The sequence below is a fragment of the Bacteroidales bacterium genome (assembly GCA_018334875.1).
Lineage (GTDB): Bacteria > Bacteroidota > Bacteroidia > Bacteroidales > UBA12077 > JAGXLC01.
Genome location: JAGXLC010000040.1, coordinates 1 through 23622, shown reverse-complemented (window position 1 = coordinate 23622; position 23622 = coordinate 1). Strand labels below are relative to the sequence as shown.

The 23622-nt window shown below is 40.9% G+C and carries 19 protein-coding genes; 5 read left to right on the top strand and 14 right to left on the bottom strand.

Features of this window, described 5'->3' with window-relative positions; genetic code table 11:
- The 6 genes from KGY70_05505 to KGY70_05480 form a co-directional block, all read right to left on the bottom strand.
- Positions 1–1369: glycoside hydrolase 100 family protein (locus tag KGY70_05505; GenBank protein ID MBS3774619.1), on the bottom strand; the 1369-nt coding region annotated here is incomplete at its 3' end.
- Positions 1370–1481: 112 nt separating this feature from the next.
- The gene (locus tag KGY70_05500; protein MBS3774618.1) at positions 1482–1922 is read right to left on the bottom strand and encodes a DUF4395 domain-containing protein; all 441 of its coding nucleotides are present in this window, start codon (positions 1920–1922) and stop codon (positions 1482–1484) included.
- Between the two features lie 146 nt (positions 1923–2068).
- Positions 2069–2434 (bottom strand): DsrE family protein, encoded by a 366-nt coding sequence (locus KGY70_05495; protein MBS3774617.1) that lies wholly within the window; start codon positions 2432–2434, stop codon positions 2069–2071.
- Positions 2435–2710: 276 nt separating this feature from the next.
- Positions 2711–3883, bottom strand: a complete 1173-nt coding sequence (locus KGY70_05490) for a HEAT repeat domain-containing protein (GenBank protein ID MBS3774616.1) — start codon at positions 3881–3883, stop codon at positions 2711–2713.
- 10 nt (positions 3884–3893) lie between these two features.
- Positions 3894–4511, bottom strand: a complete 618-nt coding sequence (locus KGY70_05485; protein ID MBS3774615.1) for an AhpC/TSA family protein — start codon at positions 4509–4511, stop codon at positions 3894–3896.
- A 169-nt stretch (positions 4512–4680) separates the two neighbouring features.
- Complete coding sequence (locus tag KGY70_05480; protein ID MBS3774614.1) at positions 4681–5259, bottom strand: TetR/AcrR family transcriptional regulator; 579 nt, start codon at positions 5257–5259, stop codon at positions 4681–4683.
- A gap of 1251 nt (positions 5260–6510) precedes the next feature.
- On the opposite strand from KGY70_05480, the gene KGY70_05475 reads away from it, so the two are divergent.
- Positions 6511–10242, top strand: coding sequence for a PAS domain S-box protein (locus KGY70_05475; GenBank protein MBS3774613.1), 3732 nt, complete (start codon positions 6511–6513; stop codon positions 10240–10242).
- 29 nt (positions 10243–10271) lie between these two features.
- On the opposite strand, the gene KGY70_05470 is transcribed toward KGY70_05475, so the two are convergent.
- From KGY70_05470 to KGY70_05460, 3 genes are all read right to left on the bottom strand, one after another.
- Positions 10272–10805 carry a hypothetical protein gene (locus tag KGY70_05470; GenBank protein ID MBS3774612.1) on the bottom strand — a complete coding sequence of 178 codons (534 nt, stop codon included), beginning with the start codon at positions 10803–10805 and terminating at the stop codon, positions 10272–10274.
- A gap of 146 nt (positions 10806–10951) precedes the next feature.
- Positions 10952–11236: an integration host factor subunit beta gene (locus KGY70_05465; GenBank protein ID MBS3774611.1), complete on the bottom strand. Its 285-nt coding sequence runs from the start codon at positions 11234–11236 to the stop codon at positions 10952–10954.
- 114 nt (positions 11237–11350) lie between these two features.
- Positions 11351–12217 (bottom strand): sigma-70 family RNA polymerase sigma factor, encoded by an 867-nt coding sequence (locus KGY70_05460; GenBank protein ID MBS3774610.1) that lies wholly within the window; start codon positions 12215–12217, stop codon positions 11351–11353.
- A gap of 584 nt (positions 12218–12801) precedes the next feature.
- Here KGY70_05460 and KGY70_05455 point away from each other — a divergent pair.
- A complete protein-coding gene (locus KGY70_05455; GenBank protein MBS3774609.1) occupies positions 12802–16050 on the top strand; it encodes a PAS domain S-box protein in 3249 nt (1082 codons plus the stop codon).
- A gap of 50 nt (positions 16051–16100) precedes the next feature.
- Here the strand turns inward: KGY70_05455 and KGY70_05450 are convergent, their stop codons facing one another.
- The 4 genes from KGY70_05450 to KGY70_05435 all read right to left on the bottom strand — a co-directional run bounded on the left by KGY70_05450 (position 16101) and on the right by KGY70_05435 (position 19472).
- On the bottom strand, positions 16101–18020 hold the full coding sequence (locus KGY70_05450; GenBank protein ID MBS3774608.1) for a hypothetical protein: 1920 nt from the start codon (positions 18018–18020) through the stop codon (positions 16101–16103).
- A 244-nt stretch (positions 18021–18264) separates the two neighbouring features.
- Complete coding sequence (locus KGY70_05445; GenBank protein ID MBS3774607.1) at positions 18265–18579, bottom strand: hypothetical protein; 315 nt, start codon at positions 18577–18579, stop codon at positions 18265–18267.
- Between the two features lie 38 nt (positions 18580–18617).
- Positions 18618–18770: a hypothetical protein gene (locus KGY70_05440; GenBank protein MBS3774606.1), complete on the bottom strand. Its 153-nt coding sequence runs from the start codon at positions 18768–18770 to the stop codon at positions 18618–18620.
- Between the two features lie 3 nt (positions 18771–18773).
- Positions 18774–19472, bottom strand: a complete 699-nt coding sequence (locus tag KGY70_05435) for an SDR family oxidoreductase (GenBank protein MBS3774605.1) — start codon at positions 19470–19472, stop codon at positions 18774–18776.
- A gap of 115 nt (positions 19473–19587) precedes the next feature.
- Between KGY70_05435 and KGY70_05430 the strand changes: the two genes are divergently transcribed.
- The 3 genes from KGY70_05430 to KGY70_05420 all read left to right on the top strand — a co-directional run bounded on the left by KGY70_05430 (position 19588) and on the right by KGY70_05420 (position 21956).
- On the top strand, positions 19588–20016 hold the full coding sequence (locus KGY70_05430) for a DUF4174 domain-containing protein (protein ID MBS3774604.1): 429 nt from the start codon (positions 19588–19590) through the stop codon (positions 20014–20016).
- A 385-nt stretch (positions 20017–20401) separates the two neighbouring features.
- On the top strand, positions 20402–21271 hold the full coding sequence (locus tag KGY70_05425) for a hypothetical protein (GenBank protein ID MBS3774603.1): 870 nt from the start codon (positions 20402–20404) through the stop codon (positions 21269–21271).
- 205 nt (positions 21272–21476) lie between these two features.
- Complete coding sequence (locus KGY70_05420; GenBank protein MBS3774602.1) at positions 21477–21956, top strand: DinB family protein; 480 nt, start codon at positions 21477–21479, stop codon at positions 21954–21956.
- An 83-nt stretch (positions 21957–22039) separates the two neighbouring features.
- Here KGY70_05420 and KGY70_05415 read toward each other — a convergent pair whose 3' ends face one another.
- Positions 22040–22801, bottom strand: coding sequence for a methyltransferase domain-containing protein (locus tag KGY70_05415; protein ID MBS3774601.1), 762 nt, complete (start codon positions 22799–22801; stop codon positions 22040–22042).
- Positions 22802–23622: the final 821 nt, after the last annotated feature.

Here is a 23622-nt window from a genome sequence, read left to right as displayed (position 1 = left end):
CTTCCTGATCTTCCGGAAAGGTGATCGAATCCGCTAAACCGGGGTTTTCCAGTAGCTTATAGGCTGCTATGTAGCCGGCAAAGGTCCAGGTTTGGTAGAGCCTTGCCTCTTTACCGATCAACCGGTTTGTTTTGCCATCGTAATACTCAGGCCAGCGGTCCTTTTCAATCCGTTGTTCCGCTATTTTTAAAGCTTGCCGGGCCATTTCCGAATAACCGGATTGGATGGCCGCGGTGGTCATAGCCCAGAGTAAAAAGGGCCACCCGGCTGCATTGTGATAAGACCATGGAACATTCTTCGGATCGGCACCGGTCAGAATTTTCCATTGCTCGCTGCGGATGGCCGGATAACAAACTTTGACGGGCATATCACCAACCAGGTCTTCCCACCGGCTTCCAATAAGTTCCATGATGGAATGCGTCTGTTCTTTGCTTGCCAGCGAAGAAATGATGGCCAGCAGATTCCCCGAAGTAAAAAAGCGGAAATCCATTCGCGCAGGCCCAAGATTGCCTGCAAAATAACCTCCCTCCCGGGGGAGCCATTCCAAAAGCCATTCCGGGATGGTTTCCGGGTATATGTTGAAGGCATTTTGGGTCGATGCACCATATCCCTCTACATCATACCGATACATTTCATTGAGCCGATCAAAATCGAGCCAGTAATATTTCCTGATGTGATACACCAAATGACCCAGCCGCTCATAAACAGCCTTTCTGTAGGGTTTATTGGTTTCGCTTTCCTCCAACAGTTCCCTTGAAGCAAGCAGTGCCATGTAAAACAAGGACTGAATATCGAGGGGATAGCCATAAACTCCCATTCGCCGGTCGATCATAAAGGAGCCGTCCGGTACCAGCAAAGTTGGAAACATATCGAAACGACTGGTCAAAGAAAGATCCAGTATGAGACGAATGCCCCGCTGAACGTCTTCCTGCCTGGCGAAATTGCGGTCGCCGCTGAAAACAGTGTAAAGCCTCAAAACATAAAGCCACCAAAAAACTGCATCTACCGGCGCTACTTTCCCAATAGCCTTTTCACCGAAATCCGGGTTAATGGTTTCATTCCCATCTTCATCTTTTTCAATTCTGAAACTTACCGGCATCATGCCTTGTCCGGGTTTAAAGCAGTCGAAATGTTTTTCCCGGCTTTGCAAATGAAGCAACTGCCTGAGAAAATTCTTCACTATCCTGTATTCACCGTTTACCAGGAAAGCTATGGCAGAAACCGCAAAGTCCCGGGTGAACACCTGATCGTAATTGAGCGCCTGGGTTTCCGGATCTCTTGCAGCTACTGTGCCTACTGGTTCACCCTTGAAGGTTACAATGGAAGATTGAAGCTCGTTCCATGCAGATTTGTAAATATTCTGATCCATAGTAATTGGATAATTTTATCTGGTTATCGTAAATGTCTTCCGTAGAGAAGTCTGGCACTAAATTTCCTTCTGTAAGTTTCATGTTTTTTAAAATTTAGATGATTATGTTTGATTATTTATACAGAAAATCATAAAGATACGGATAAATCTTGCAGGCCACACATATTCCAAAAGCTCCTTCCAGAAAAGCAAAAATGCCCAGTAACCCGGTAAGGGCTATTGCTAATGAACTCAGGGAAAATGCCATGGACAACACTATTAAAACAGTGATCAGAGCGCCTATGCGGGCAGCAAATATTTTTGGGCCCGCGTTGATAAGAGAAACAGCGTCCGGAAAATACTTTACGAGATTCCGCGAGGTCATTACCACCAGGCTAAACTTTGAATAGGGTATCGCCCTGAAAAAAAAGTCAACAGCCAGCATAACCATCAATACAACATGTTGAGTCAGCGCAAAAGCTATTAGAATCAATAATGTCAAAACTGCGTTGACACGCGTAACCCTTTCGTTTATCTTACTTTCAGTTATGGGGCAAAATGCATAAGATCTCATGTGTTGGACTTTTGGTTATTCCACAATTCATTTGTCGAAACAGGAAGGCGAACCTTACAAGCCTTTTAAATATTTTAAAAGCTTATCCGGAACGATCATCCCGCACGTATATTCCTGTTTTTACCTGGTAGGGAGAAAGTAAACTGTTAGAATGTCAGCACTTCGGCATCGCTTTTAAGGTATTCTGTTAATGGTTTTCCCATTCCCTTCACCTCAAAACCTAAGGCTTTCAGTTCATCGACCACGTTATAGCTGCTGGCACAAGCTATGCATGCTTTGAGTACTATTCCGTCCTGTTGCATTTGCTTCACCTTTTCCTGCAGCTTTTGGTTTTCAGAAATAAGTTTTGCCGAAGGGCCCCATACAATAAGCGTAACCTCTTCGAACCATTGGTTTTTCCTGGCAGCATGGGTATACATGAAAGCGACCCGTTCGGCTACATAGGGATCTCCGCTTGTCCAAAGAACTACAAGCTTATCGGAAGATTCCGGGTTGGGGTTATCTTGTGCCATGGTTTTTAAACTTGTAAGCGTTAAGACGCTTATGATCGCGAATAATAGAATTTTACTTTTCATAATTGACATGTTTTTTTAATTGTTATTATTTGATTGGATGTTTCTTTATATACGATTTAGTTTTTGACCATAAAGTCAAATAGATTTGAAAGAGTCTTGGCTAGAATGTTCGCTGGCAAGGCTTGCGAGTTTTGAATGCCAGGAGTTTACTTGATGTAATTGACTGGCATGAAAAACGAGCGTAACGTAGCCAGCGGACATTATAGACAGACTCTATTTATTTGTCTTCAGTCTTTGCGGGTGCTCGTAGGAAAAATCTTCCTCCCGGATCATTTCTAAGGTTTGTTTTATAGAAGGACGGTCCCCCCAGAAAGTGCCCCTGTAAATAAGTCGAACTTCACCTTTTGGATCAATAATAACTGTTGCAGGTCTGTTGATGTATTCCGCATGTACAGCGTAAGCTAAAGGGTCGGCCCCGTATTTCGCTGCCTGGGCACCGGCGCGGTCCAGCAGGTGTGGCCACCATATCTTATTGGTATAGGTTTTCCTGAATGATTGATCTGTAAACCAGTATTCCGGTTCCAGTTCTTTTCCTACCATCACCCTGCCGCGATATATATCATGTGTTTCCAATGTAAAAACCTGTATGTTGGCTTTTTTAAACGCTTCCTGCATCTTCATTAAATCCTGAAATTCGCCGTGACACACGGGGCACCAATCCGCAAAGATCCAGATTAGCACAACCCATTTTTTGTTTTTAAACTGATTTAATTGCCATTCGTTCCCTTCTGTATCTTCCAGAACAAAGTCAGGTGCCTGTTCGTTTTCCTGAACCGTTTCAAATGTTGATTCATCCAGGGAAAGAAAAGCTTCTCTTAATTTATTTGTAGCGCCCATTTGTTTTTTGATCTGATCTATTGCCAGTTCGCATTGATGGCGCACATCTTTCGATGGATCTTCTTTGACTTTTTTGCGTAACAATTCCAGCGAGGATTTTGACTCCATTTGGCCCAGGGCGATCACAGCCTGCGAGCGAACCATTGCAATCCGGTCCTGGCGAACTATTTTCTCCAGTTCAGGGATAGCGCTTTCAGCACGGAGTACACCAAGGACTTTGGCACTTATTTGTCGTACATGAGGTGATCTGTCGGTTAAACCGCTCTTTATGTCTTTTACCTGTTCGTTGCCTGCACGGATTAAATCCCGTACTGCCAACAAGCGTACCTCCCAGTCTTTGTCATTTAGATCGGCAATACCTTCTTCTCCCAGGGAAGCATCCATGGTCATTGAATTTTCTTCATTCAACGGGTTGAAGTCATGTTCCCGGACTCTTTTAAATACCTGATCTACAGAAATATCTTTGTATGATGGTTCTTCCCGGCTATTGTGTACGTTGAGTGAAATTGCCATGGTTAAAAACAGAATGAATATAAGATATGGGTACATGTTCGAGATTTTAGTCATTGTAATTATTGTTTTTCAGTTCATTCAGTACTGCCAATAAAAGTCCGGCGCTTATCCGGGTTGAATAGTCGGGGTTGATGTATTCAAATAATATGGTACCTGAAGTATCAATGACGAAGACAGCAGGTACAGGGAGGAATCCTTCATTTTTTCCGTTGGATCTGCTTTTTAACATCTCCTGATGTTTTTCCGGGGCCTGAAAGGCCAATCCCAGGGCCTTTAGAAAATCCCCATTGGCATCGGAATACAAGCTGTAATTCAGCCGGTGTTCTTCGTCTGTAGTTTTTAGATTTTCAGGGGAATCCGGGCTAACAGCAATCAACTGATATCCCAGGCTAAGAATTTCCGATTCGGCCTCCTGTATTTCGGCAAGATGGGCATTGCAATAAGGGCACCATCCCCCGCGATAAACCAGAAGGACCGTTGGTTTTTTTTCTGTGATCCCGGATACCTTGTGATTTTCGCCGTTTGGTGTTGTTAATACACCCTCTGGGACTTTTTCTCCGTAGAGGAGAGGAGAAATGTCTTCGGCCTTTTCAGGCAATTGCGCAACCAATTGCATTTGGCTCATTGCTGTTAGTAATACGATAAGATATAGTAGTTTTTTCATGATGATGTAAGTTTAAATTTTGACAGGGTATTCGATTTATAATTTAACCCCGACTTAGGTGAACTTAAATTTTTGAAAAAAATTTTAGTGAACCTTAGTCGCTGTCGGAGACAGGAATAATTCTTGAATTATTCGGGCTAAGCAATCGCTTAGGATCTGGTTAAAAAAATTATTTTATGTTCATAAAAGCTACACTGATAATATCATTGATCTGTTTTTCAGATAATACTTTGGCGCCTACTGACAGACCCTGCATGATGCCCAACAGGTAATTCGAATATTTGTCTAGGTCTGTCTCAGGAGAGATTTCACCGGCTTCAACGGAATTTATCAATACCTTTTTCATCATATTCTTAATGAAGTTGAAATAATTATGAAGCTCAGCGGCCACTTCCGGATCTTTACTACCAAACTCCGCAGTGGAATTTACCACGAGACAACCTCTGTAGGTTTCGCCATTTCTTACTTGCCGGGAAAAATTTTCGAGGAAATGTTCCAGGTCTTTAAGCCTTGCGTTGGACTTTAAAAGCGGATGAAACCTGTTGGTTTTAACATATTCCCGGTATTTCTTCAATGATTCAACAAACAACTTTTTTTTGTTGGTAAAGGCAGAATAAATGGAAAACTGGTTGATACCCATCTCTTTTTCCAACATCCTTACCGATGTAGCCTCATATCCATGGTCCCAAAAAACCTGCATGGCCTTTTCAAGTACTTCTTCGTCGCTATATGCTTTTTGGCGTGGCATCCAATATAATTTTTCACAAAAATAAGCAATCGCTTAGAAATAAACAAATGTTGCCGGGCTTTTGTTCTTATAATACTGTTAAACATCAACCTGAGCAGGCAAAGGCTTGTTTGTTACAAATTTAGCGCCTTCTTCTTTATAATTTGAATCCTGTCCTGCTTTACTTTAAGCGTGTCTATCCTGCAATAGAAAAAGCCAGGTTTTTCAATAGCGCCAGAATGGGTGTATTCCCAATTTTTCCATCCACAGAAGTTTCTATCAAAATATTACACAAATAGCGGCTTACAGAAAGACCTTATTTTTAGTTGCTCAACCTTAGTAGCCATGAAATACCCAATGATAATCAACCTTATTACCTTATTCTTAGGAAGAATATAACCGCTGGATGTAAAAAAATAAGGTAATAAGGTTAAGGGATGTGGAGATGCCTTATGGCTACTAATGTTTAATATAAGGAAAAATAAGGTTTTTAATATGAAATGGATTTGGTTAGGTATGATACATTATAACCGTGATGTGATTCCGGATTCTTCAAATTCACATATTAACTCAAAATCCGAAGGAATGAAACCCAAAAGGCTGCCTGAAAAAATCAGGAATGCACCCGTCAAAATTATTTGTGAATAATTCGGGTTAGAATAATTCGGGTTAAAAATTAGAGGGCCAAAGAACGCTGGTTAACAACTTGTTTTCTGAATTGCCTGATGAATAATAAATCTATGTGAAATCCTATGTTTCCTATGTCCTATGTGGTTCAAAGAGTTAAATTGCGTAACTTTGAGAACGATACCATCAGGTTATGAGAAATTTGTTTGCAGCTAAAGCTGCGGTAAGAATAATTCGGGCTAAGATGCAATCATTTTTTCGTGTAACAAATAAACGGTTTTGTCACAAAAGAAAGCCAATTCGTCAAAATTAACGTGACATCCGCTTATGATAATTGCTGAAACTGTGGATTGTTTAATTTTGGACTTCATTGTATTTTTTTATTAATACGTAACCTTGACAAATTATTAAGAGTAAAATGCGATGGTAGAATCGGTTTTTAAAAGAGGCTGTCTATAATATCCGCTGGCTGCGCTACGCTCCTTTTTCATGCCAGTCAATTACATCTGGTAGAGACGTACGGGCATTTTGCATTCAAAACTCGTAAGCCTTGTCAGCGAACATTCTAAACGAGACTCTTTAAAATCTCTTTGACTTTATGCACAAACACTATAATATACATTTTACTTTTTAAATTCAAGCTTTATGGATTCAGATGAATCTTCCCAATTAAGAGAGAGAATCAAAGCACTGGAAAATGAAAACGAGCAATTAAAACAGTCTTCTTTTCTCTATAAAAATATTGTTGACAACCTTCCCCTGGGCATTCAGGTTTTTGACAGGGAAGGTTTTTCTTTTCAAATGAATCCTGCCCAAAAAGAATTGCTTGGTCTGCCCACTATGGGAGAGGGTATAGGACAATTCAATGTACTTACTGATCCCTATTCCAGGACGATGGGAGCCGATAAAAAGTACAAAAAAGTGTACAGTGGGGAGACCTATAACCATGAGTTTGAATACGATCTGGGAGCAAGGGAAAATAAATGGAATACAAGGGAAGACAAAAGGATTTTTAATGAGACCATATTTCCCATAAAAGGATCGGAAGGGAAGGTGAAATATGCAGTGGCTGTATTGGAGGACAAAACAGAAGAAAGAAAAGCCGGGCAAGCTCTAAAGGAGAGTGAGGAAAGACATAGGATTACCTTGAATTCAATAGGGGATGCAGTTATTTCAACGGATACGAATGGCAATATCGTTCATATGAATCCTGTTGCACAGGAACTGACAGGCTGGGATATAGAAGAAGCCAAAGACCAACCTTTTCATGAAGTACTCCATATTTTTAATGCCCGTACGGGTGATGAAGCGGCCAATCCTGTGGATAAGGTTTTAGAAACAGAAGCCATTCAAGGACTTGCCAATCATACCAAACTCAAAGCAAAAGATGGAAAAGAATACCAGATATCAGATTCTGCTGCCCCTATTCAAAATGAACAAGGGAATCTTTTTGGGGTAGTTACGGTCTTTAGAGATGTAACCGAGGAGTACAGAAAAAATCAGCAGATCAAAGAATCGAAAGATTTTTTGGATGCCGTTCTTGAAAGCATTCAGGAGGGAATCAGTGTTTTAAATACAGACATGACCATTCGCTATGTCAATTCTGTAATGAAAGAATGGTTTCACAATCAAATGCCTCTTGTTGGTAAGAAATGTTATTCTGCCTATCATAACCTCAGCAAACCATGTGACACGTGCCCATCTCTCCGGTCTTTGAAATCCCAAAAAACCGAAACCAATGTCTTTTCCATATCTTCAGGAGATGGCACTGATGAGAAATGGTATGAAATTTTCAGCTATCCAATAATAGATTCTGATTCAGGTGATGTTACAGGTATTGTAGAATTTGTAAGGGATATTACCCAGAGGAAAGAGGCAGAAAGAGAGTTAAAGAGAAATGAAGACCTTCTTGCAAGATCACAGAAAATTGCCCATGTCGGAAGTTGGGAACTAGACTTGACACAAAACAGACTTATATGGTCTGATGAAGTTTACAGAATATTTGGATTGGAACCACAGGAATTTGCAGCTACTTATGAAGCCTTTTTAGATACAGTTCATCCGGATGACAGGGAAGTGGTATCAGAGGCTTATGAGGGTTCGATTAGAGATGGGCTTGATCACTATGAGATTGAGCACCGAATAGTTAGAAAGGATGGGGAAATAAAATATGTTCATGAGAGATGTGATCATATTAAAGATGAGTCTGGACAAGTCATCAAATCGATAGGGATGGTTCAGGATATTACGGATAGAAAAGAGAACGAATATAATCTTCAAAATATTAATGAAGAATTGGAAGCCACTGAAGAAGAATTAAAGGCATCCAATGAAGAACTTCAGGAGACCAATCAACTACTGGAAGAACAAAAAGAGGAATTATTGCAATACAAAAGAATGGTTGAAGGTTCTGAAGATATGATGGTTGCTGTTGACAGGGATTATAAATACTTGTGTGTAAACAATGCCTTTTTGAAATATAACCAGCTTAATGAAGAAGAGGTTATCGGATATAGAGCAGGTGAAGTTTTAGGTGAGCAGGTATTCAAGGAGAAACTTAAACCGTATTTGGATAAATCCATTCAAGGAGAAAATGTTCGGTTCGATATGGTTAAGAGCTATCCTGAATTTGGAGCGGTTCACTTAGAGGTCAATTACTATCCATTGGAAAATGAAGAAGGCACTGATGGAGTGGTAGCAGTTATGAGAGACATTACCGAACGTAAAAAAGCTGAAGAAGAACTCCTGATCAAAAACCGAATCTCTAACAGTTTCATTCAATCCGAAGGTAAAGATTTTTATGGGGAGGTATTGGATGTTATAAGAGAAGTATTTTCCAGTGAATATGGATTTTTTGGTTATATAAATGACGAAGGTGATCTTGTCTCTGAGTCTCTGACAAGAGACGTATGGGAGGAATGTCAGATCGAAGAAAAGAGCATCGTTTTCCCCAAAGATTCCTGGGCAGGAGTATGGGGTGATTCTCTTAAACGAAGAACAACATTATATAAAAATGGAAACCTTCAATTGCCTGAAGGGCATGTTCAGTTAGCCTCTGCCATGGCAGCCCCAATTATGGCAAATGGCCAATTGATCGGGCAAATTGCACTTGCTAATAAACCAGGGGGATATGACAACAACGATAAAAAACAAATAAATAGATTATGCGGTTATATTGCCCCTTTATTGCATTCTAAGCTAAAAGAGGAACAATACAAGCAAGATTTGTTAGAAGCCAAAGAAAAAGCCGAAGAGAGCGACCGCCTGAAATCAGCCTTCCTTGCCAATATGAGCCATGAAATACGCACGCCCATGAATGGCATCATGGGATTTTCCGAAATGTTACAAGAGAAGGAGTTTTCGAAGGATAAACGGGATCAGTTCCTCAATATCATTCACAACAGAACCCACCATTTGCTCAATATCATCAATGATCTTGTGGACGTGTCAAAAATTGAAGCCAACCAGTTGACCTTGAATCATCAGAATTTTTGCCTGAATGATGTATTCAAAGAACTTCACAGGTTTTATACAAATCAGCTTAAAATCGAGGAAAAAACGCATATACAATTAAAGGTTGATAAACCTGCGGACAGCCAGAACAGCTTTATATACTCCGATCCCAACCGTTTCAGACAAATCATGGACAATCTGTTAAACAATGCCATTAAATTCACCCATGAAGGCACCATTGAATTTGGATATGAATTGCAGTCTGATGGTCAGTTGCTGTTTTATGTCAGGGACTCGGGAATAGGTATCCCCGGCGACCAGCAGGTACATATTTTTGAACGATTCAGGCAGGCAGATGATACAACAAGCAGGATGTATGAGGGTACAGGACTGGGGCTGACCATTTCCAAAAATCTGGTAGAGCTGATGGGTGGTCAAATGTGGGTGGAATCTAAAGAAGGAGAGGGATCGGTCTTTTATTTTACACTGCCTTATGAAACACGACAAAAAACAGAAAATAAGGAAATAAAGGAGGAATTAACTGATGAAGCTGAAGGTGAAAGCAAGACATTGCTGATCATCGAGGATGATCCGACGAGCCTTGAATACATGAAAGCGTTGCTCGAACCCGGTGGATTCAATATTATTACTTGCTCTACAGGAAAAGAAGGATATGAAGCCTTTCTGAACCACCCGGAAATTGATCTCATATTGATGGATATTAAACTTCCGGATACAACAGGTTTGGAGCTTACCCGAAAGATTCGTTCTTCAGCGCATCACAGCGATGTTCCCGTTATAGCCCAAACTGCTTATGCCATGAGCGAGGATGCCCAACAAAGTAAAGAGGCAGGATGTGATGATTATATCAGCAAACCCATTGATAAAAAGCAATTGCTGGCTAAAATGTACAAGTTTATATAGAATACAATTTCAACATCTTAATTTGACCTTTACTTGTTCTGGGCACTCAGCAAATCCCTGATATACTTTTCACCTTCTTTAGTCAACTGGAAATATTTCTGTCGTCCCTGTCTTGAAACCTGACGAAGAATATTCTGGGATTTGACAACATTATTGATCAGGCTGGAAGGATTTGTTATATTGATGCCATGGTCTTTTAAGATATTATTAATATCCCTTACACGAAAGACATGATCCTTTGATCTCAATTGATTAAAATAACCTGCTACCATGATTTTGTCCCGATTTTTGAGACCCTGGGGAAGTCTGCTGAGCCATTCGCCAAAATCATCTTTAGTTGACTCTTTTGTATCTTTCTTCGGGGCTGATTCCCCGGTTTTAGCGGTTTGGGCTGCCTTTTTGGTTATGGGCTCTTCCTTCTGTTCAGAGGCTGCTAACTTTTCTTTTAGGTTCAAGTCCTTCGCCATCTGGTTGTATTGCTTTTTTACATATTCGGGCGATCCCTCGATGGAGAATTCTATTTCACCCACTTTCAAATGTATTCTGGCACCATTTTGTTCCATAAGATCCTCATTTTGATTTTAATTACAATACCTTTATAATTCCTAAAATCAGAATAATTAGTCCCAAAATCAGGACAGGAAAAAAAATTCCACCACTCAAACAGGCAGCAAGAAAAACCTGTCCTGACAATGGGAGAATAACTTTGTTATTTCACATTTTCTTTAACCCTCTTAGTAAATTGCCTGGAGGGTCTGAATGAAGGAATGTAATGTTCCGGAATAACAATTTCTTTGTTTCTTCCAATATCCCTTGCTTTTTTCTGAGCACGTTTTTGAACAATAAAACTTCCGAATCCTCTCAGATAAACATTTTGACCACCAATCATGGATTCTCTTACACTTTCCATGAAGCCTTCGACTATTTTTTCAATAGCGACCTTTTCGACACCCGTCTTTTGGGAGATTTCATTTACAATGTCTGCTTTTGTCATTTTTTACAAGATGTTGGTTGAACATATTTTGATTTGCCAGAATGTAAAATTAAAATAATTTTTCGGGAGATGTTAATAATCATAGCAAAATAAAATTTGATCGGCAGAAAAACCTTACCCAAGATAGGCTTTTAACTTCTTGCAATGCTTATTGCTTTTAAGCTTTTTGATCGCTTGTTGTTTTATTTGCCTGGTTCTTTCATTGCTTAAATTGTGGTTTTTTGCTATTTCCTCCAGAGTTTTGGAAGATTCATTTCCCAATCCGAAAAATGACCTGATGATGCTTGCTTCTTTTTTTGACAGGAGCGAAGATATGGTGCTTTCAATTTCCCTGCTGAGTGATTCACTAACGAGGCTGTCGTCAGGTGGATTTTCTTCGCTTGCAATGTTATCAGAAAGGGTATATTCTTCTTCTTCATCATTTAAGGGAGCATCCATTGAAACGGGTTTATTGGAACTTTGCCAGCATTGTTTGATGATTTCTGGTGACCAATGTAAAACCTGTGATATTTCTTCCTGTGTAGGTTCTCTTTCATACTTTTGTTCGATTTCAGAAAAGGTCTTATAGATTTTGGAAATGGCATTGATCTTATTCAGAGGAAGGCGAACGGTTCTTCCCTGTTCAGCCAATGCCTGTATAATGGATTGCCTGATCCACCAAACGGCATAGGAAATGAATTTGAAACCTTTTGTCTCGTCAAATCTTTGGGCTGCTTTGATCAAACCCAGATTGCCTTCGTTGATCAAATCAAGGAGATTTAGACCCCGATTTTGGTATTTTTTGGCCACTGATACAACAAAACGAAGGTTGGCCCTCACCAGTTTTTCCAGTGCCTTTTGGTCATTTTTTTTGATCCTTTTTGCCAGTTCCACTTCCTGCTCCGGGGTTAGTAACTCTTCTTTTCCTATATCATGAAGATATTTGTCAATGGATACTTCATCCCGGTTGGTTATTTGTTTATGGATCAGTAAGTTTCTCATAAGATATGCAAAAAAGTAATAAGAAGGCAAGGTAAAAATTTTAATTAAATTTAAAAAATGGAAGAAGGGTTTTTTAGTCTGCATTATTCAAAAACGAATCCCGCTGGTAAGCGGGAAAGTTTTTGAATGCGGGATGGTTTGCGGGATGGATGCAGAGAACCCCGCATTAGAAAAACCGGCTTTTTGCGAAATTTTTTGAAGCAAAAAGCCAGGTTTTTCAATAGCGTCAGAATTATTTGTGAATAATTCGGGTTAGCAAAGTTTTGCTGCACTTTAAATTGCTTTACTTTGAGAACGATGTCTGACATCAGGTTATGAGAAATTTGTTTGGGGCTGTATCAAAATGTTCATTAAGTGGCTGAGAAGGCCATATTTGATTTTGTTCTCGTATACCTACCCGAATAGAATCAGGAAATTTTGATTTTTGATACAGCCCCATTAAGAATGAACCGGATTAGTTCAAGGACAATTTTTTTTTAATTTTAACAATTTTTAAGTGGTTATAGCTTTGTAACTTTGACAATTATCGCAGGCTAAAATCCCCCAGTATTGGGATTATTATTAATAGGAAAATTTCAGGTTTTATGGAATCAGGCGATGCTTCACAATTAAAGGAGAGAATAAAAGAGCTGGAAAATGAAAATGACCAACTGCAAAAATCCCTCCGGGAAAGCGAGGAAAGAGGTAGAATTACCCTGAATTCAATAGGAGACGGGGTGATTTCAACAGATCAAGCGGGTAAGGTTATGCAGATGAATGCTGTAGCCCAAAAGCTGACTGGCTGGGATTTAGAAAATGCTAAGCGCAAGGCCTTTGAGGATGTATTCAATATTTTCAATGCGCTTACAGGAGAAAAAGCAACCAATCCCATAAATAAGGTGTTGGAAAAGGGAACTGTTGAAGGACTTGCCGATCATACCAAACTCATATCAAAAGATGGAGATGAGCACCAAATTGCAGATTCTGCTGCACCCATTAAGGATGATCAGGGGAATATTCTTGGGGTGGTTGTCATTTTCCGGGATGTAACCGAAGAATATAAGAAGAACCAACAGATCAAAGAATCCAGAGATTTTTTAGATGCCGTTTTTCAAAGCATTCAGGATGGGATCAGTGTGCTGAATACCGATTTGACCATCCGTTATGTCAATCCTGTAATGGAAACGTGGTATTCTGAAGATATGCCGCTTATTGGCAGGAAATGTTACAATACTTATCACCATGCCGCAGCTCCTTGTGACCCGTGTCCGTCCATACGTTGTATGAAGACTAAAAAGACTGAATCCGAAATAATACCGGGTTCACCTGATCCCAATTCCCCTGCAAAATGGCTTGAACTGTACAGTTATCCTCTTGTGGATTCTGATTCAGGTAAAGTTACGGGAGTTGTGGAATTTGTAAGAGATATCAGCCGGCGTGTAAAGGACAGGCGCCAATTGACCACTCAGAAAGAAAGACTGGCTAACATTCTCGAAGGAACCGATGCGGGTACATGGGAATGGAACGTGCAAACGGGAGAAACCGTTTTTAATGAGCGTTGGGCACAGTTTGTCGGATATACTCTTGAAGAGCTTTCTCCCACCACCATCGATACCTGGATGGAACTTACCCATCCGGAAGACCTGGATAAATGCAAGGCAGAATTGGATAAGCATTTCAGGGGTGAGAGCAGTCTATATGAGTGTGAACATCGCATGAAACACAAAGATGGAAGCTGGATATGGGTATTGGACAGGGGTAAAGTGGTTTCATGGACTGATGAAGGAAAGCCCCTGTGGATGTTCGGAACCCATCAGAACATCACAGAGCGCAAGCAAATAGAAATAAAACTGCAGGAAAGCGAGAAAAAATACAGGCGACTTTTTGAAGAGTCCCCTATAGGAATTTTCCGTACCAATTCAAAGGGAGAACCGCTTATGATAAATGGTACGATGGCTCATATATTGGGCTTTGAAACGCCGGAGGAAGCCATTGAATATTATGACGACCTGGCTGTACAGCTTTATGTTGATCCGCAACGAAGAGAGGAGTTTCTGAAAATACTGAGAGATCAGCAATGGGTTGAGGAGTTTGAATATAAAGCGAAAAGAAAAGACGGCAAGCAAATATGGCTTTCTATGACAGCCAAACTTTCCGCAGAAGATAATGACAATGGTTTTGTCATTGATGGATTTGCCTCTGATGTTACAGCCCGAAAACAGGCTGAATTTAACCTCCAAAAGAAATATGATGAATTAGAAACTGCTGAAGAGGAATTAAGGGCCTCCAACGAAGAATTACAAGATGTCAATGACAAGTTGGAAAAACACAGAAATGAATTAGAGGTATATAAAAGAATGGTCGAGAGCTCTAAAGATATGATGGCTGTAGTGGATGCCGAGTATAATTATATATGTGTAAACAATGCATATTTAAAATATTACCATCTAAAACAGGATGAAGTCATCGGTTATAACGTGAAGGAGATTGTAGGGGTGAAAAATTTTAAGGAAACTGTAAAAACCAAACTAGACAAGTGCCTTTCCGGAGAGACTGTCCAGTACGAAATGGTGAGAAAATTTCCGGGATTTGGGGAGGTTCATCTTGATATTATATACTACCCGCTTAAAACGGATGAGCGCATAGAGGGTGTTGTCTCTGCCATTAGAGATATTACCGAGAGAAAAGAATATGAAAAAGAACTGTTTAATGCCAAAGAAAAAGCTGAGGAAAGCGACCGTTTGAAATCAGCCTTTTTGGCTAATATGAGTCATGAAATACGGACGCCCATGAACGGTATCGTTGGTTTTTCTGAAATGTTGCAAGATAAAGACTATCCGAGGGATAAACAAAAGAAGTTTCTTGATATCATTCACTCCAGAACCCGGCATTTGTTACATATCATCAATGATCTTGTAGATGTGTCAAAAATTGAAGCCAATCAATTGACCCTGGAATTTTCACATTTCTGTTTAAATGATGTGATGCAGGAGCTTTACACTATCTTCTCAAATGAATTGAAAAACAGGGATAAAAGTCATGTTCAACTGAAGTTGCATTTGGGTTTAAATGACGAGGAAAGCTATATTGAATCAGACTTTCACAGATTCAGGCAAGTCATGGACAATTTACTTAACAATGCCATAAAATTCACCCAGGAGGGCACCATCGGGTTTGGTTATGAAAATGGGTATAAAGGTTACCTGCTTTTTTATGTGAAGGATAGCGGGGTTGGCATCCCAGATGATCAGCAAAAACTTATTTTTGAGCGTTTCCGACAAGTTGATGATTCAACTGCAGGAGTACAGGAAGGTACTGGCTTGGGTCTGACCATTTCAAAAAATCTGGTTGAAATGATGGGTGGAGACATGTGGGTGAAATCTAAAGAAGGTGAAGGCTCAGTCTTTTACTTCACCCTTCCTTATGAGGATAAACCGGGTAAACAAAGCGACAAAGAAAAAGAGGCAAAGCAAAGTATAGCTAATGAGGAAGGTAAAACTTTACTCCTCATTGAAGACGACCCGACAAGCCGGGAATTTATGCGTGAACTTCTCGAGCCAAACGGATTGAACCTTATTACTTGTGAAACCGGTCAAAAAGGATATGAAGCATTTATAAACCATCCTGAGATTGATCTTATCCTCATGGATATTAAACTTCCGGATACAAATGGTCTGGAGCTGACCCGAAAGATACGTGCTTCATCTACAAATAAAGAAGTTCCTGTTATTGCACAAACTGCTTATGCCATGAGCGGAGATGCTAAGAAAAGCATGGATGCCGGCTGCAATGATTATATAAGCAAACCTATCGATATCAATGAATTGCTGGAGAAGATAAGACAATTTATATAGATGCTTAATACAGCGAGGTAATTTGATTATAGTGAAACCCGCACAAAAATCTATTCACGTAGTATAACAAATTCCCCTTCCTCTTTTCTTTCAACTGTGACATTAAACAGCAGTTTCCCGTATTTATCAGCAACGGCCTCAGTGGTATTATTACCATTAATAAGGAGCTTATATCTGATACCGGGAACAAGGTTCTCCATTTTAACCTGAACCATGGTTCTGCCCGGTAGTTCAGAAAGCGTCTCCAGATGCCCGGAAACTGTGGTATCACCTTTCATGTTCCAGCGATCAACAACAACCTTAACAGGTCTGCTGGCAGCAAATGTAAGTCCCTCCGCCTTAGGTACCCTGAAGGGGAAGCTTTCATAATGATATTTTCCATCGGGTTGAACAATGGTAGGCACACCCTTGTAGATGCCTTCAAACTTTCCGCCAAGCACAATCCTTTCGCCTCCATGGTAATGCCATCCCGGAATGTTATTGTCCCACGTATTCCTCGCCTGGTAGTACACAGGTAAAGATTCGGCATCTTCAAGGTGTCCGTACTGATTGGCAGGGAATGAAAGATATGTGATTCCTGCCCTGTCCCAGTCATCAAGTCCCACTGCAGGGGGATTCCAAACATTCTTGAACAGCCCGAAATCTATTCCGTTGGAAGAGACCGCATGACTGACTCCATTATGTCCGCCGGTTGAATAAAGATGGAATAATCCGCTTTTTTTCTCGTAGAATGCAGCTACATGACGATGAATACCCACATCAATGGTATTCCTGTGCGTGAAATCTACACCGTCGGGAGAGGTATAAACCCCGATTTTATCATTGTCTTTGATCGAGTAAAGGTAATATGTGCCATCCAGGTAGATTACCACCGGATCCTTGCAATAGGTTTCATTAATTACAAGACCGTGCTTCTCCCAATTAATACCATCTTCACTGGTAGCATAAGCAGTGTACCAGCTGTCCGGTGCGTTCACTGTATACCACGCTCTGTATAATCCGTCAACTTTACGGACGGATATTTTTTCATTGCTGGAGAAATCAGGGTCATGAGTAAACAGGGGGCCTTTTTCATATTTATCCCAGTTCAGACCATCACTGCTTCTGGCAAACCCATAGCCCCGGCCTCTCTCCTGGTTATCACGGATCCTGTACCACATTAGATATTCGCCGTCGTTTACTATAGTGGATTGTCCTCCGACCCAGTTGCCCTGATCCTGTTTTACATCAGGCAATCTTGGCAACATAACGAATTGAGGTGAACGTACATAAGTTCCGGAGGGTATCCGATAATCATCTGCGTTGACTTCCAGGTCATCAAAATCGATCGTAGTGTTCGCGTCTTCACCCGTTTCTATATACATGGACAGCGCCTCAGGGTCAATATAAGTTGATGTTTTGATGCGCGAAACTACTTTTCCTGAATTCTTTTCAGTAACCTCGGTAACCATTGAGTAATCGTCTGCCATACTAACCGATAATCTATATACATTACCAGCCTTGACAGCCATCTCTTTAATCGGCTTTCCAATTGTTGCATCGCCTTCTTTGTGAATGGCTGCTCCTTGCCCGGTTACCTTAACCCCGGCATAGCTATTTAATGACTCCATCATAACGAGACCTGCTGCAAAGTTATCCGTTTCTCCTTTAACGCGGAAATCCACAGATATATTTACAGGTTTTTTCAGGTAGAAAGCGTTGCTCAGCATCAGCCACTTATGGTCTTTGTCTCCTGACTTCCACCGAAGTGAAAACTGGCCGTTTATCGGATCGGTATCGTTTATAACAAAATTTGGCCGTATAAAATCTTCTGAATCTCCAACATAATGGGGTCGAAAATTCCTCCAGTCTCCCGTTTCAAATCCATCCCGGTTAACCGGCATAAGGCCCGGCGGATCTGATGCAAAAATGTATCCTTTTGTTGCGAATAGAATAGATATCAATAAGATAACTTTAATAACCTTTTTCATAGATTAATGAATTTTTTCCGTATAGTCAGATGCTGTTTATACATTCCTTTGTCAAAGACAGGAAATTGTCTGAATTGGATCCAACTTTTTCAGGTATTATTGCTTTTCCGTGCTGTTTTTTAATTCATCAAACAATTTCTGTGAAATTTTAAAAACTGTGCCGTGCCGGGTTCCTTCCGGAAAATGAACCTTCTCTGAGAGATCGCTCCATTCTTTCAGATTTTCGGAACGAACGGCCCCCATCTCACCTTTCCTGTACTTGTATGTATTTCTGTTCCGACCAATGGATCAGGTCTTCTGACCAGGCATAACCTATGCCTTTTTCTTCCCAACTCACGGTCCATACCATATGGAATTTACCATTCGGGCCTTTTATGATACAGGGATCACGCATGAGCTTATCATTTCCAACACGGGGAGTGAGCAATGATTCTCCCTCATTCAAGGCTTTCCACTGATAGCCGTCATGGCTGTATGCCATATGAAGCCCGTCTTCACCATTGCCGGTGAAATAGGAGAACATGAACATCTGATTGTTATCCTGGGCATTTGCTTCCATTATGAAAGACAGTATTACAAATAAAATGATCAATTTTTTCATGGTTCATTATATTTATAGGGTGTGGCTTTGACAATCTCCAAAGGTATGCCGAACATTCTGAGCCGCTCTTTACCTATGACCTCAAAACCTGCCTCCTCCAGCAACCGTTTCCCAATGAAACCCGTCACGCCGGTAAGCAGGATTTTCATAGATCAGACTTTTAAAGAGGACATGCCGCCATCCACATGGAGAACCTGGCCGGTTATCCAGCTTGATTTGCCAGAGAGCAAAAATTCTGCTGCGGCTGCAATGTCATCGGCCTCACCAATACGCTTTAACGGATGCCGATTTGCATTGGCTTCAATTTTTTCGTCATTGCCCAGCAATCGGGATGCGAGGGGTGTATTGGTCAGGGAAGGGGCAATGCAGTTTACCCTTATCTTCGGTGCCAGTTCTGCTGCCAAAGACCTGGTCAGGCCTTCGATGGCCCCTTTGGATGCTGCAATCTGTGTATGGAAATTAAAACCCATTTGGACCGCAACGGTTGAGAACAATACGACAGAACCTCCGTATCCGTTCTTTAATCGTGGCAGCAGAGCCTGTATTGCTTTAATGGCACCAACTACCTGTAAGTTGAAGTCTTCAGTGAACTGTCCGGGTTTTAGCCGGTGAAATGGCTTTAAATTGAGGCTTCCCGGGCAATAGACTAAACCATCCAGATTATCGGGCAGATAATCAAAATCCGGTTCTTCATCCAATACATTTAGATAGTGGTAATCTATTCCGGAAGATGCTTCTGCTTCAGGGTTCTTGTAATATGTGCCAAATATCTCATGCCCGGCATCAATCCCCAAATGTGCCAGCTTTTTTCCTATTCCAGAGGAAGCACCAATTATTAAGAATGTTTTCATAAGATTCTAAACAATCTGATCGTATAAATGTTCAGGTTTCATTGAGTTAAAATCGCTTAATTATGATTATATCAAATGAACAATTTATTAAACTGATTGTTTACACATTAAAACGATGAGAACATTATTGATTTTGGGGTTGATTTTAACAGCCCAACTCGCTAACGGACAAAATGATATGCTTGAACAATACCAATGGGAAAACAGATTGATCCTGCTTTTCGGGTCCATATCAGAATCGGCGGTTGAAAAGCAAATTACAGAACTGGAAAAAGATACTGAAGGGATCACTGACCGGGACTTGCTTATTTTTCATATTGACCGGGACGAAGTAAGATTTATTGAAAAATCTGACAATCCTGCACCATCTGCTGACAAGCTAAGAAACCGTTATAATATAGGAGAGCAGGAATTCCGCTACATTTTAATTGGTAAGGACGGTGGAGTGAAACTCAACAAAAAGGAATTTGTTCCGAATAAGGATTTGTTTTCTGTCATTGATGCCATGCCGATGCGACAAAGAGAAATGAGAAACAGGAAATAAGTTCCTCACCCTTGTTGGTTTTCAGGTTCACAGTAAGCATTTATAGATCCCGAGCCAACTCCGCCATAAAATGTGTTGAGGCAGTATGCTTCAGCCACACTGCTTTATTGGGATAAAATTTCCCCATTTTCTTAAGCTCTTAAAAAAGATTTAATTATAGTATGCAATTGCCTTAACGGGAAAAAGTGTCAACTTTGAGAAAAAGGTGTCTCATGGCTATTGGCCGGAACATTCGACCCCCTTGCCAGGCTTATCTTACAATCTTAAAATTTGAGTATTATTTATAATATTCATAAATAAGAGTTTGCAAATCAAAAGTAAAATTTTAATTTTGAAACTAAGCCGGTACTTATCAAAAAGTTTTTTTAAAAAAAGGAGGTAAACCATGGCAAAAAATGTTATATCTGTTCTGGTTATTATCTTGTTGTTGGGTTCAGGATGTAATCAGGAAGAACTTGAAGAACTCCGCAGCCAAAATGAGAAGTTGAATCAGACCATTGAACAAAAAGATTCGACCATTGCGGCGTTGAAGAAGCAGTATGAGCAACTGGAGCAAAAGTTACAGATGGTCACCCAGGCAGTGGAGGGTGATTCACTGGATTTGGGTGATGTTACTGGCGACAACCTCAAAAAAAGATTGCAGCGTGTTACTGATTTGATGCAAACGAACAAAGAGCAGGTGAAATCGTTGCAGGATGAACTCAGAGGAGCCCGTTATCAGGCAAATAAATACAGGAAGAGAACCGGTGAATTGGAGGATGAGGTAGAACGGATGGATGATTCGCTTAAAGCCATCAACCGGGATTTGAAAGCCAAAACCGAGCGTATTGAAGATATGTTATCGGAAATGGAAGAACAGGAGACTACCATTTCGAAGCTTACTCAAAAAAAGGAAGCTTATAAAGATTCGCTCGAGGAAAAGAATAAACTGCTTAATACAGCCTATTACGCTGTCGGACCAGAAAAAGAACTGAGAGCGGATGATGTGGTTATGAAGAAAGGCGGGCTGCTCGGCTTTATTGGGCAGACAACTGTTCTGGACCCTGCGTTCAGTCAGTCGGATTTTTACATCTTTGACAAATCCACCGAGCGCTCAATAACCATAGAAGCAAGAAAACGAAGGATTGAAGTGGTTACGCCTCATCCGGACAATTCTTATGATCTGGAAGAAGAAGACGGAGAGAATACTGTCCTGAATATTAAGGATCAGGAGAAATTCTGGAAAGCAGGAAAATATCTTGTGGTTACATACTAATTAGTGTTTGGCCATAAAGTCAAAGAGATTTGAAAGAGTCTCGTCTAGAATGTTCGCTGGCAAGGCTTGCGAGTTTTGAATGACAGATGTAGAGACGGACGGCCGTCCGTCTCTACCAGATGTAATCGACTGGTATGAAAAACGAGCGTAACGCAGCCAGCGGATATTATAGACAGACTCTAATTAAACAAAACAATATCAGAATATGAATACAGACAGTGAACAAAAACTCCGGGATCAGTTGGTAACAATGATCAGGCAGGGTAATGCCTTTAGGTCGTTACCGCAATTGCTGGACTCCATTTCTTATGAGGCCACCGGTAAACAGGTCGAAGGTTTTCCCCGTACAGTATGGGAATTGACAGAACATTTGCGCATCGCGCTGCACGATCTGGTGGAATATTCCAAAGATTCCCATTATCAATCCCCACCCTGGCCTGAAGGGTTCTGGCCGAAGCATTCGAAACCCCGCTCCAGTGAGGAGTGGAAAGAATCGGTGCGCCATATCAATGACCTTATGGAGGAGATGGTCAGCCTGGTTCAGGACCCGTCGAATGACCTGTTCCAGCCTTTTGATGCCCATCCCGATCATCATTTGTTGCGTCAGGCCACCATTGTGGCTGAGCATAATGCTTATCACGGAGGACAGATTGCCATGCTCAGTAAGGCGGCTGAAGAAGAATAGAAAATATGGTAGCTTAGCTTATAAGCAGACTTTATTTCCGGGCCGTGTCAAAGCGACCCGGAAATGGTTTTATCGGGAGCGCATCATTTGTGTAAGGTGGCCGACCAGTTTTCAATCCATTGTTGGTTGCCGCTGTCGGTTTGTACCACGCCTTCTATGATGATTTCATCAACTTCTCCGTGATATGTGTAATTGTTCCCGTTCTCCGGATTTTTGGCTGTGAAGCTTATTCGTTTGCCGTTTAGCTTACTGTTATCCACCTTTAAAAAGGTATCTCCTGATTTTACTTTAATCCGGATCTCCTGGAAAGTTTGGCGGGCAGACATACTGAACTCCTTTCCGTTTGCTTTCCAGTACCACCGCCCTTCGATGGTTGCCGGAACAACCCAGTAATAAATTTCGTGATCGCCCATTTCTACATGCTTATCGGCTTTCCATTGCCCCATGCGAAAATCGTGGGATACCACACGGGCTCCCGGTCTGAGGTCTTTCAGCAAGGAGGGACGCAGCCTTGTATGGAGGGTGGTTGTCATGTAGCTTGTTATTACCGTAGCCTGGCTGAAATCCGCATGGAACACATTTTTCTTTAAAAACATAATCTTGTCTGCAACACTGTGTTGTTGAGCGTTTTTTTCAGCCTTTCGTACGAGGTCCGGGTCAATCTCCAGCCCATGTCCTACGGCTCCTCGCCGGGCTGCCTCTATGAGAATGCGCCCGTCGCCAGAGCCAAGATCTATCACATAATCCCCTGGCCCTACATCGGCAATTTCCATCATTCTATCCACCACTTCCGGTGGAGTGGTTACATAGGGGACATGGAGTCCCTGGGCATTAGCTATTGGCACATACAACATTAATAGGAGGAGGCCAAAAACCATTTTCCACGAAAACAACTTTTTTAATCCGCCTGCAAGAAGAAAAAATAAATTGCACCTTGAAAAGAATGACTTCGGGCTGTGTAAAGGGAATGCTTTCATGAATTTTTAATATGATAAACAATGATAGGAAAAATTCTCCGCTTTCTCAAATTCATGAAATTTGTCTGAAAATCAGTTTAACCCGAATTATTCTTTATCGCAGCTTTAGCTGCAAACAAATTTCTCATAACCCGCATATTAACCATTTTCTTGTAGCAAAACTCAGTGGATGCGGGTTTCTGACGCTATTGAATAACCTGGCTTTTTGCTTCAATAAATTTCGCAAAAGGCCGGTTTTTGAATAATGCAGGCTCAAATCTAAATTTTAGCGTTTGCCCTCGTGAAATATTGCCTTTAATTTTTAGATTTGTCCTCAAGATATTGAATCTTTAAACATTATAATCTATTGAAACCCGCATCTAGGAACCTTTACAACAAGAACATGAGTAACATGCGGGTTCCATGGTAATACGAGCAGAGTTTCTGAATTTGGTATATATATCAATTTGAAATTCAATTTTTTAATAAACTGTTACGCTAATGAATAACATAAATTTTTGAACCAGAAATTGCCAGTGGCTCAATATGAAAAAAAAGAACAAACAAACCGGGAACAATCAACATTCAGATAATACAAACGGTCAGGCCCAGGATACAGGATCATCGGGATTGATACGTTGGATCGAGTTGCTTGGGAACAAGCTTCCACACCCATTCTGGATCTTTGTGTGGATTTGTATATTTGTTGT

Bases quoted from the DNA above. Each gene is read 5' to 3' on its own strand.
- KGY70_05495 (MBS3774617.1), bottom strand. From the start codon at position 2,434: ATGGCACAAGATAACCCCAACCCGGAATCTTCCGATAAGCTTGTAGTT.
- KGY70_05430 (MBS3774604.1), top strand. From the start codon at position 19,588: ATGAGAACATTATTGATTTTGGGGTTGATTTTAACAGCCCAACTCGCT.
- KGY70_05465 (MBS3774611.1), bottom strand. From the start codon at position 11,236: ATGACAAAAGCAGACATTGTAAATGAAATCTCCCAAAAGACGGGTGTC.
- KGY70_05425 (MBS3774603.1), top strand. From the start codon at position 20,402: ATGGCAAAAAATGTTATATCTGTTCTGGTTATTATCTTGTTGTTGGGT.
- KGY70_05475 (MBS3774613.1), top strand. From the start codon at position 6,511: ATGGATTCAGATGAATCTTCCCAATTAAGAGAGAGAATCAAAGCACTG.
- KGY70_05480 (MBS3774614.1), bottom strand. From the start codon at position 5,259: ATGCCACGCCAAAAAGCATATAGCGACGAAGAAGTACTTGAAAAGGCC.
- KGY70_05490 (MBS3774616.1), bottom strand. From the start codon at position 3,883: ATGTACCCATATCTTATATTCATTCTGTTTTTAACCATGGCAATTTCA.
- KGY70_05440 (MBS3774606.1), bottom strand. From the start codon at position 18,770: ATGAAAATCCTGCTTACCGGCGTGACGGGTTTCATTGGGAAACGGTTG.
- KGY70_05445 (MBS3774607.1), bottom strand. From the start codon at position 18,579: ATGGAAGCAAATGCCCAGGATAACAATCAGATGTTCATGTTCTCCTAT.
- KGY70_05420 (MBS3774602.1), top strand. From the start codon at position 21,477: ATGAATACAGACAGTGAACAAAAACTCCGGGATCAGTTGGTAACAATG.
- KGY70_05500 (MBS3774618.1), bottom strand. From the start codon at position 1,922: ATGAGATCTTATGCATTTTGCCCCATAACTGAAAGTAAGATAAACGAA.
- KGY70_05435 (MBS3774605.1), bottom strand. From the start codon at position 19,472: ATGAAAACATTCTTAATAATTGGTGCTTCCTCTGGAATAGGAAAAAAG.
- KGY70_05450 (MBS3774608.1), bottom strand. From the start codon at position 18,020: ATGAAAAAGGTTATTAAAGTTATCTTATTGATATCTATTCTATTCGCA.
- KGY70_05455 (MBS3774609.1), top strand. From the start codon at position 12,802: ATGGAATCAGGCGATGCTTCACAATTAAAGGAGAGAATAAAAGAGCTG.
- KGY70_05470 (MBS3774612.1), bottom strand. From the start codon at position 10,805: ATGGAACAAAATGGTGCCAGAATACATTTGAAAGTGGGTGAAATAGAA.
- KGY70_05485 (MBS3774615.1), bottom strand. From the start codon at position 4,511: ATGAAAAAACTACTATATCTTATCGTATTACTAACAGCAATGAGCCAA.
- KGY70_05460 (MBS3774610.1), bottom strand. From the start codon at position 12,217: ATGAGAAACTTACTGATCCATAAACAAATAACCAACCGGGATGAAGTA.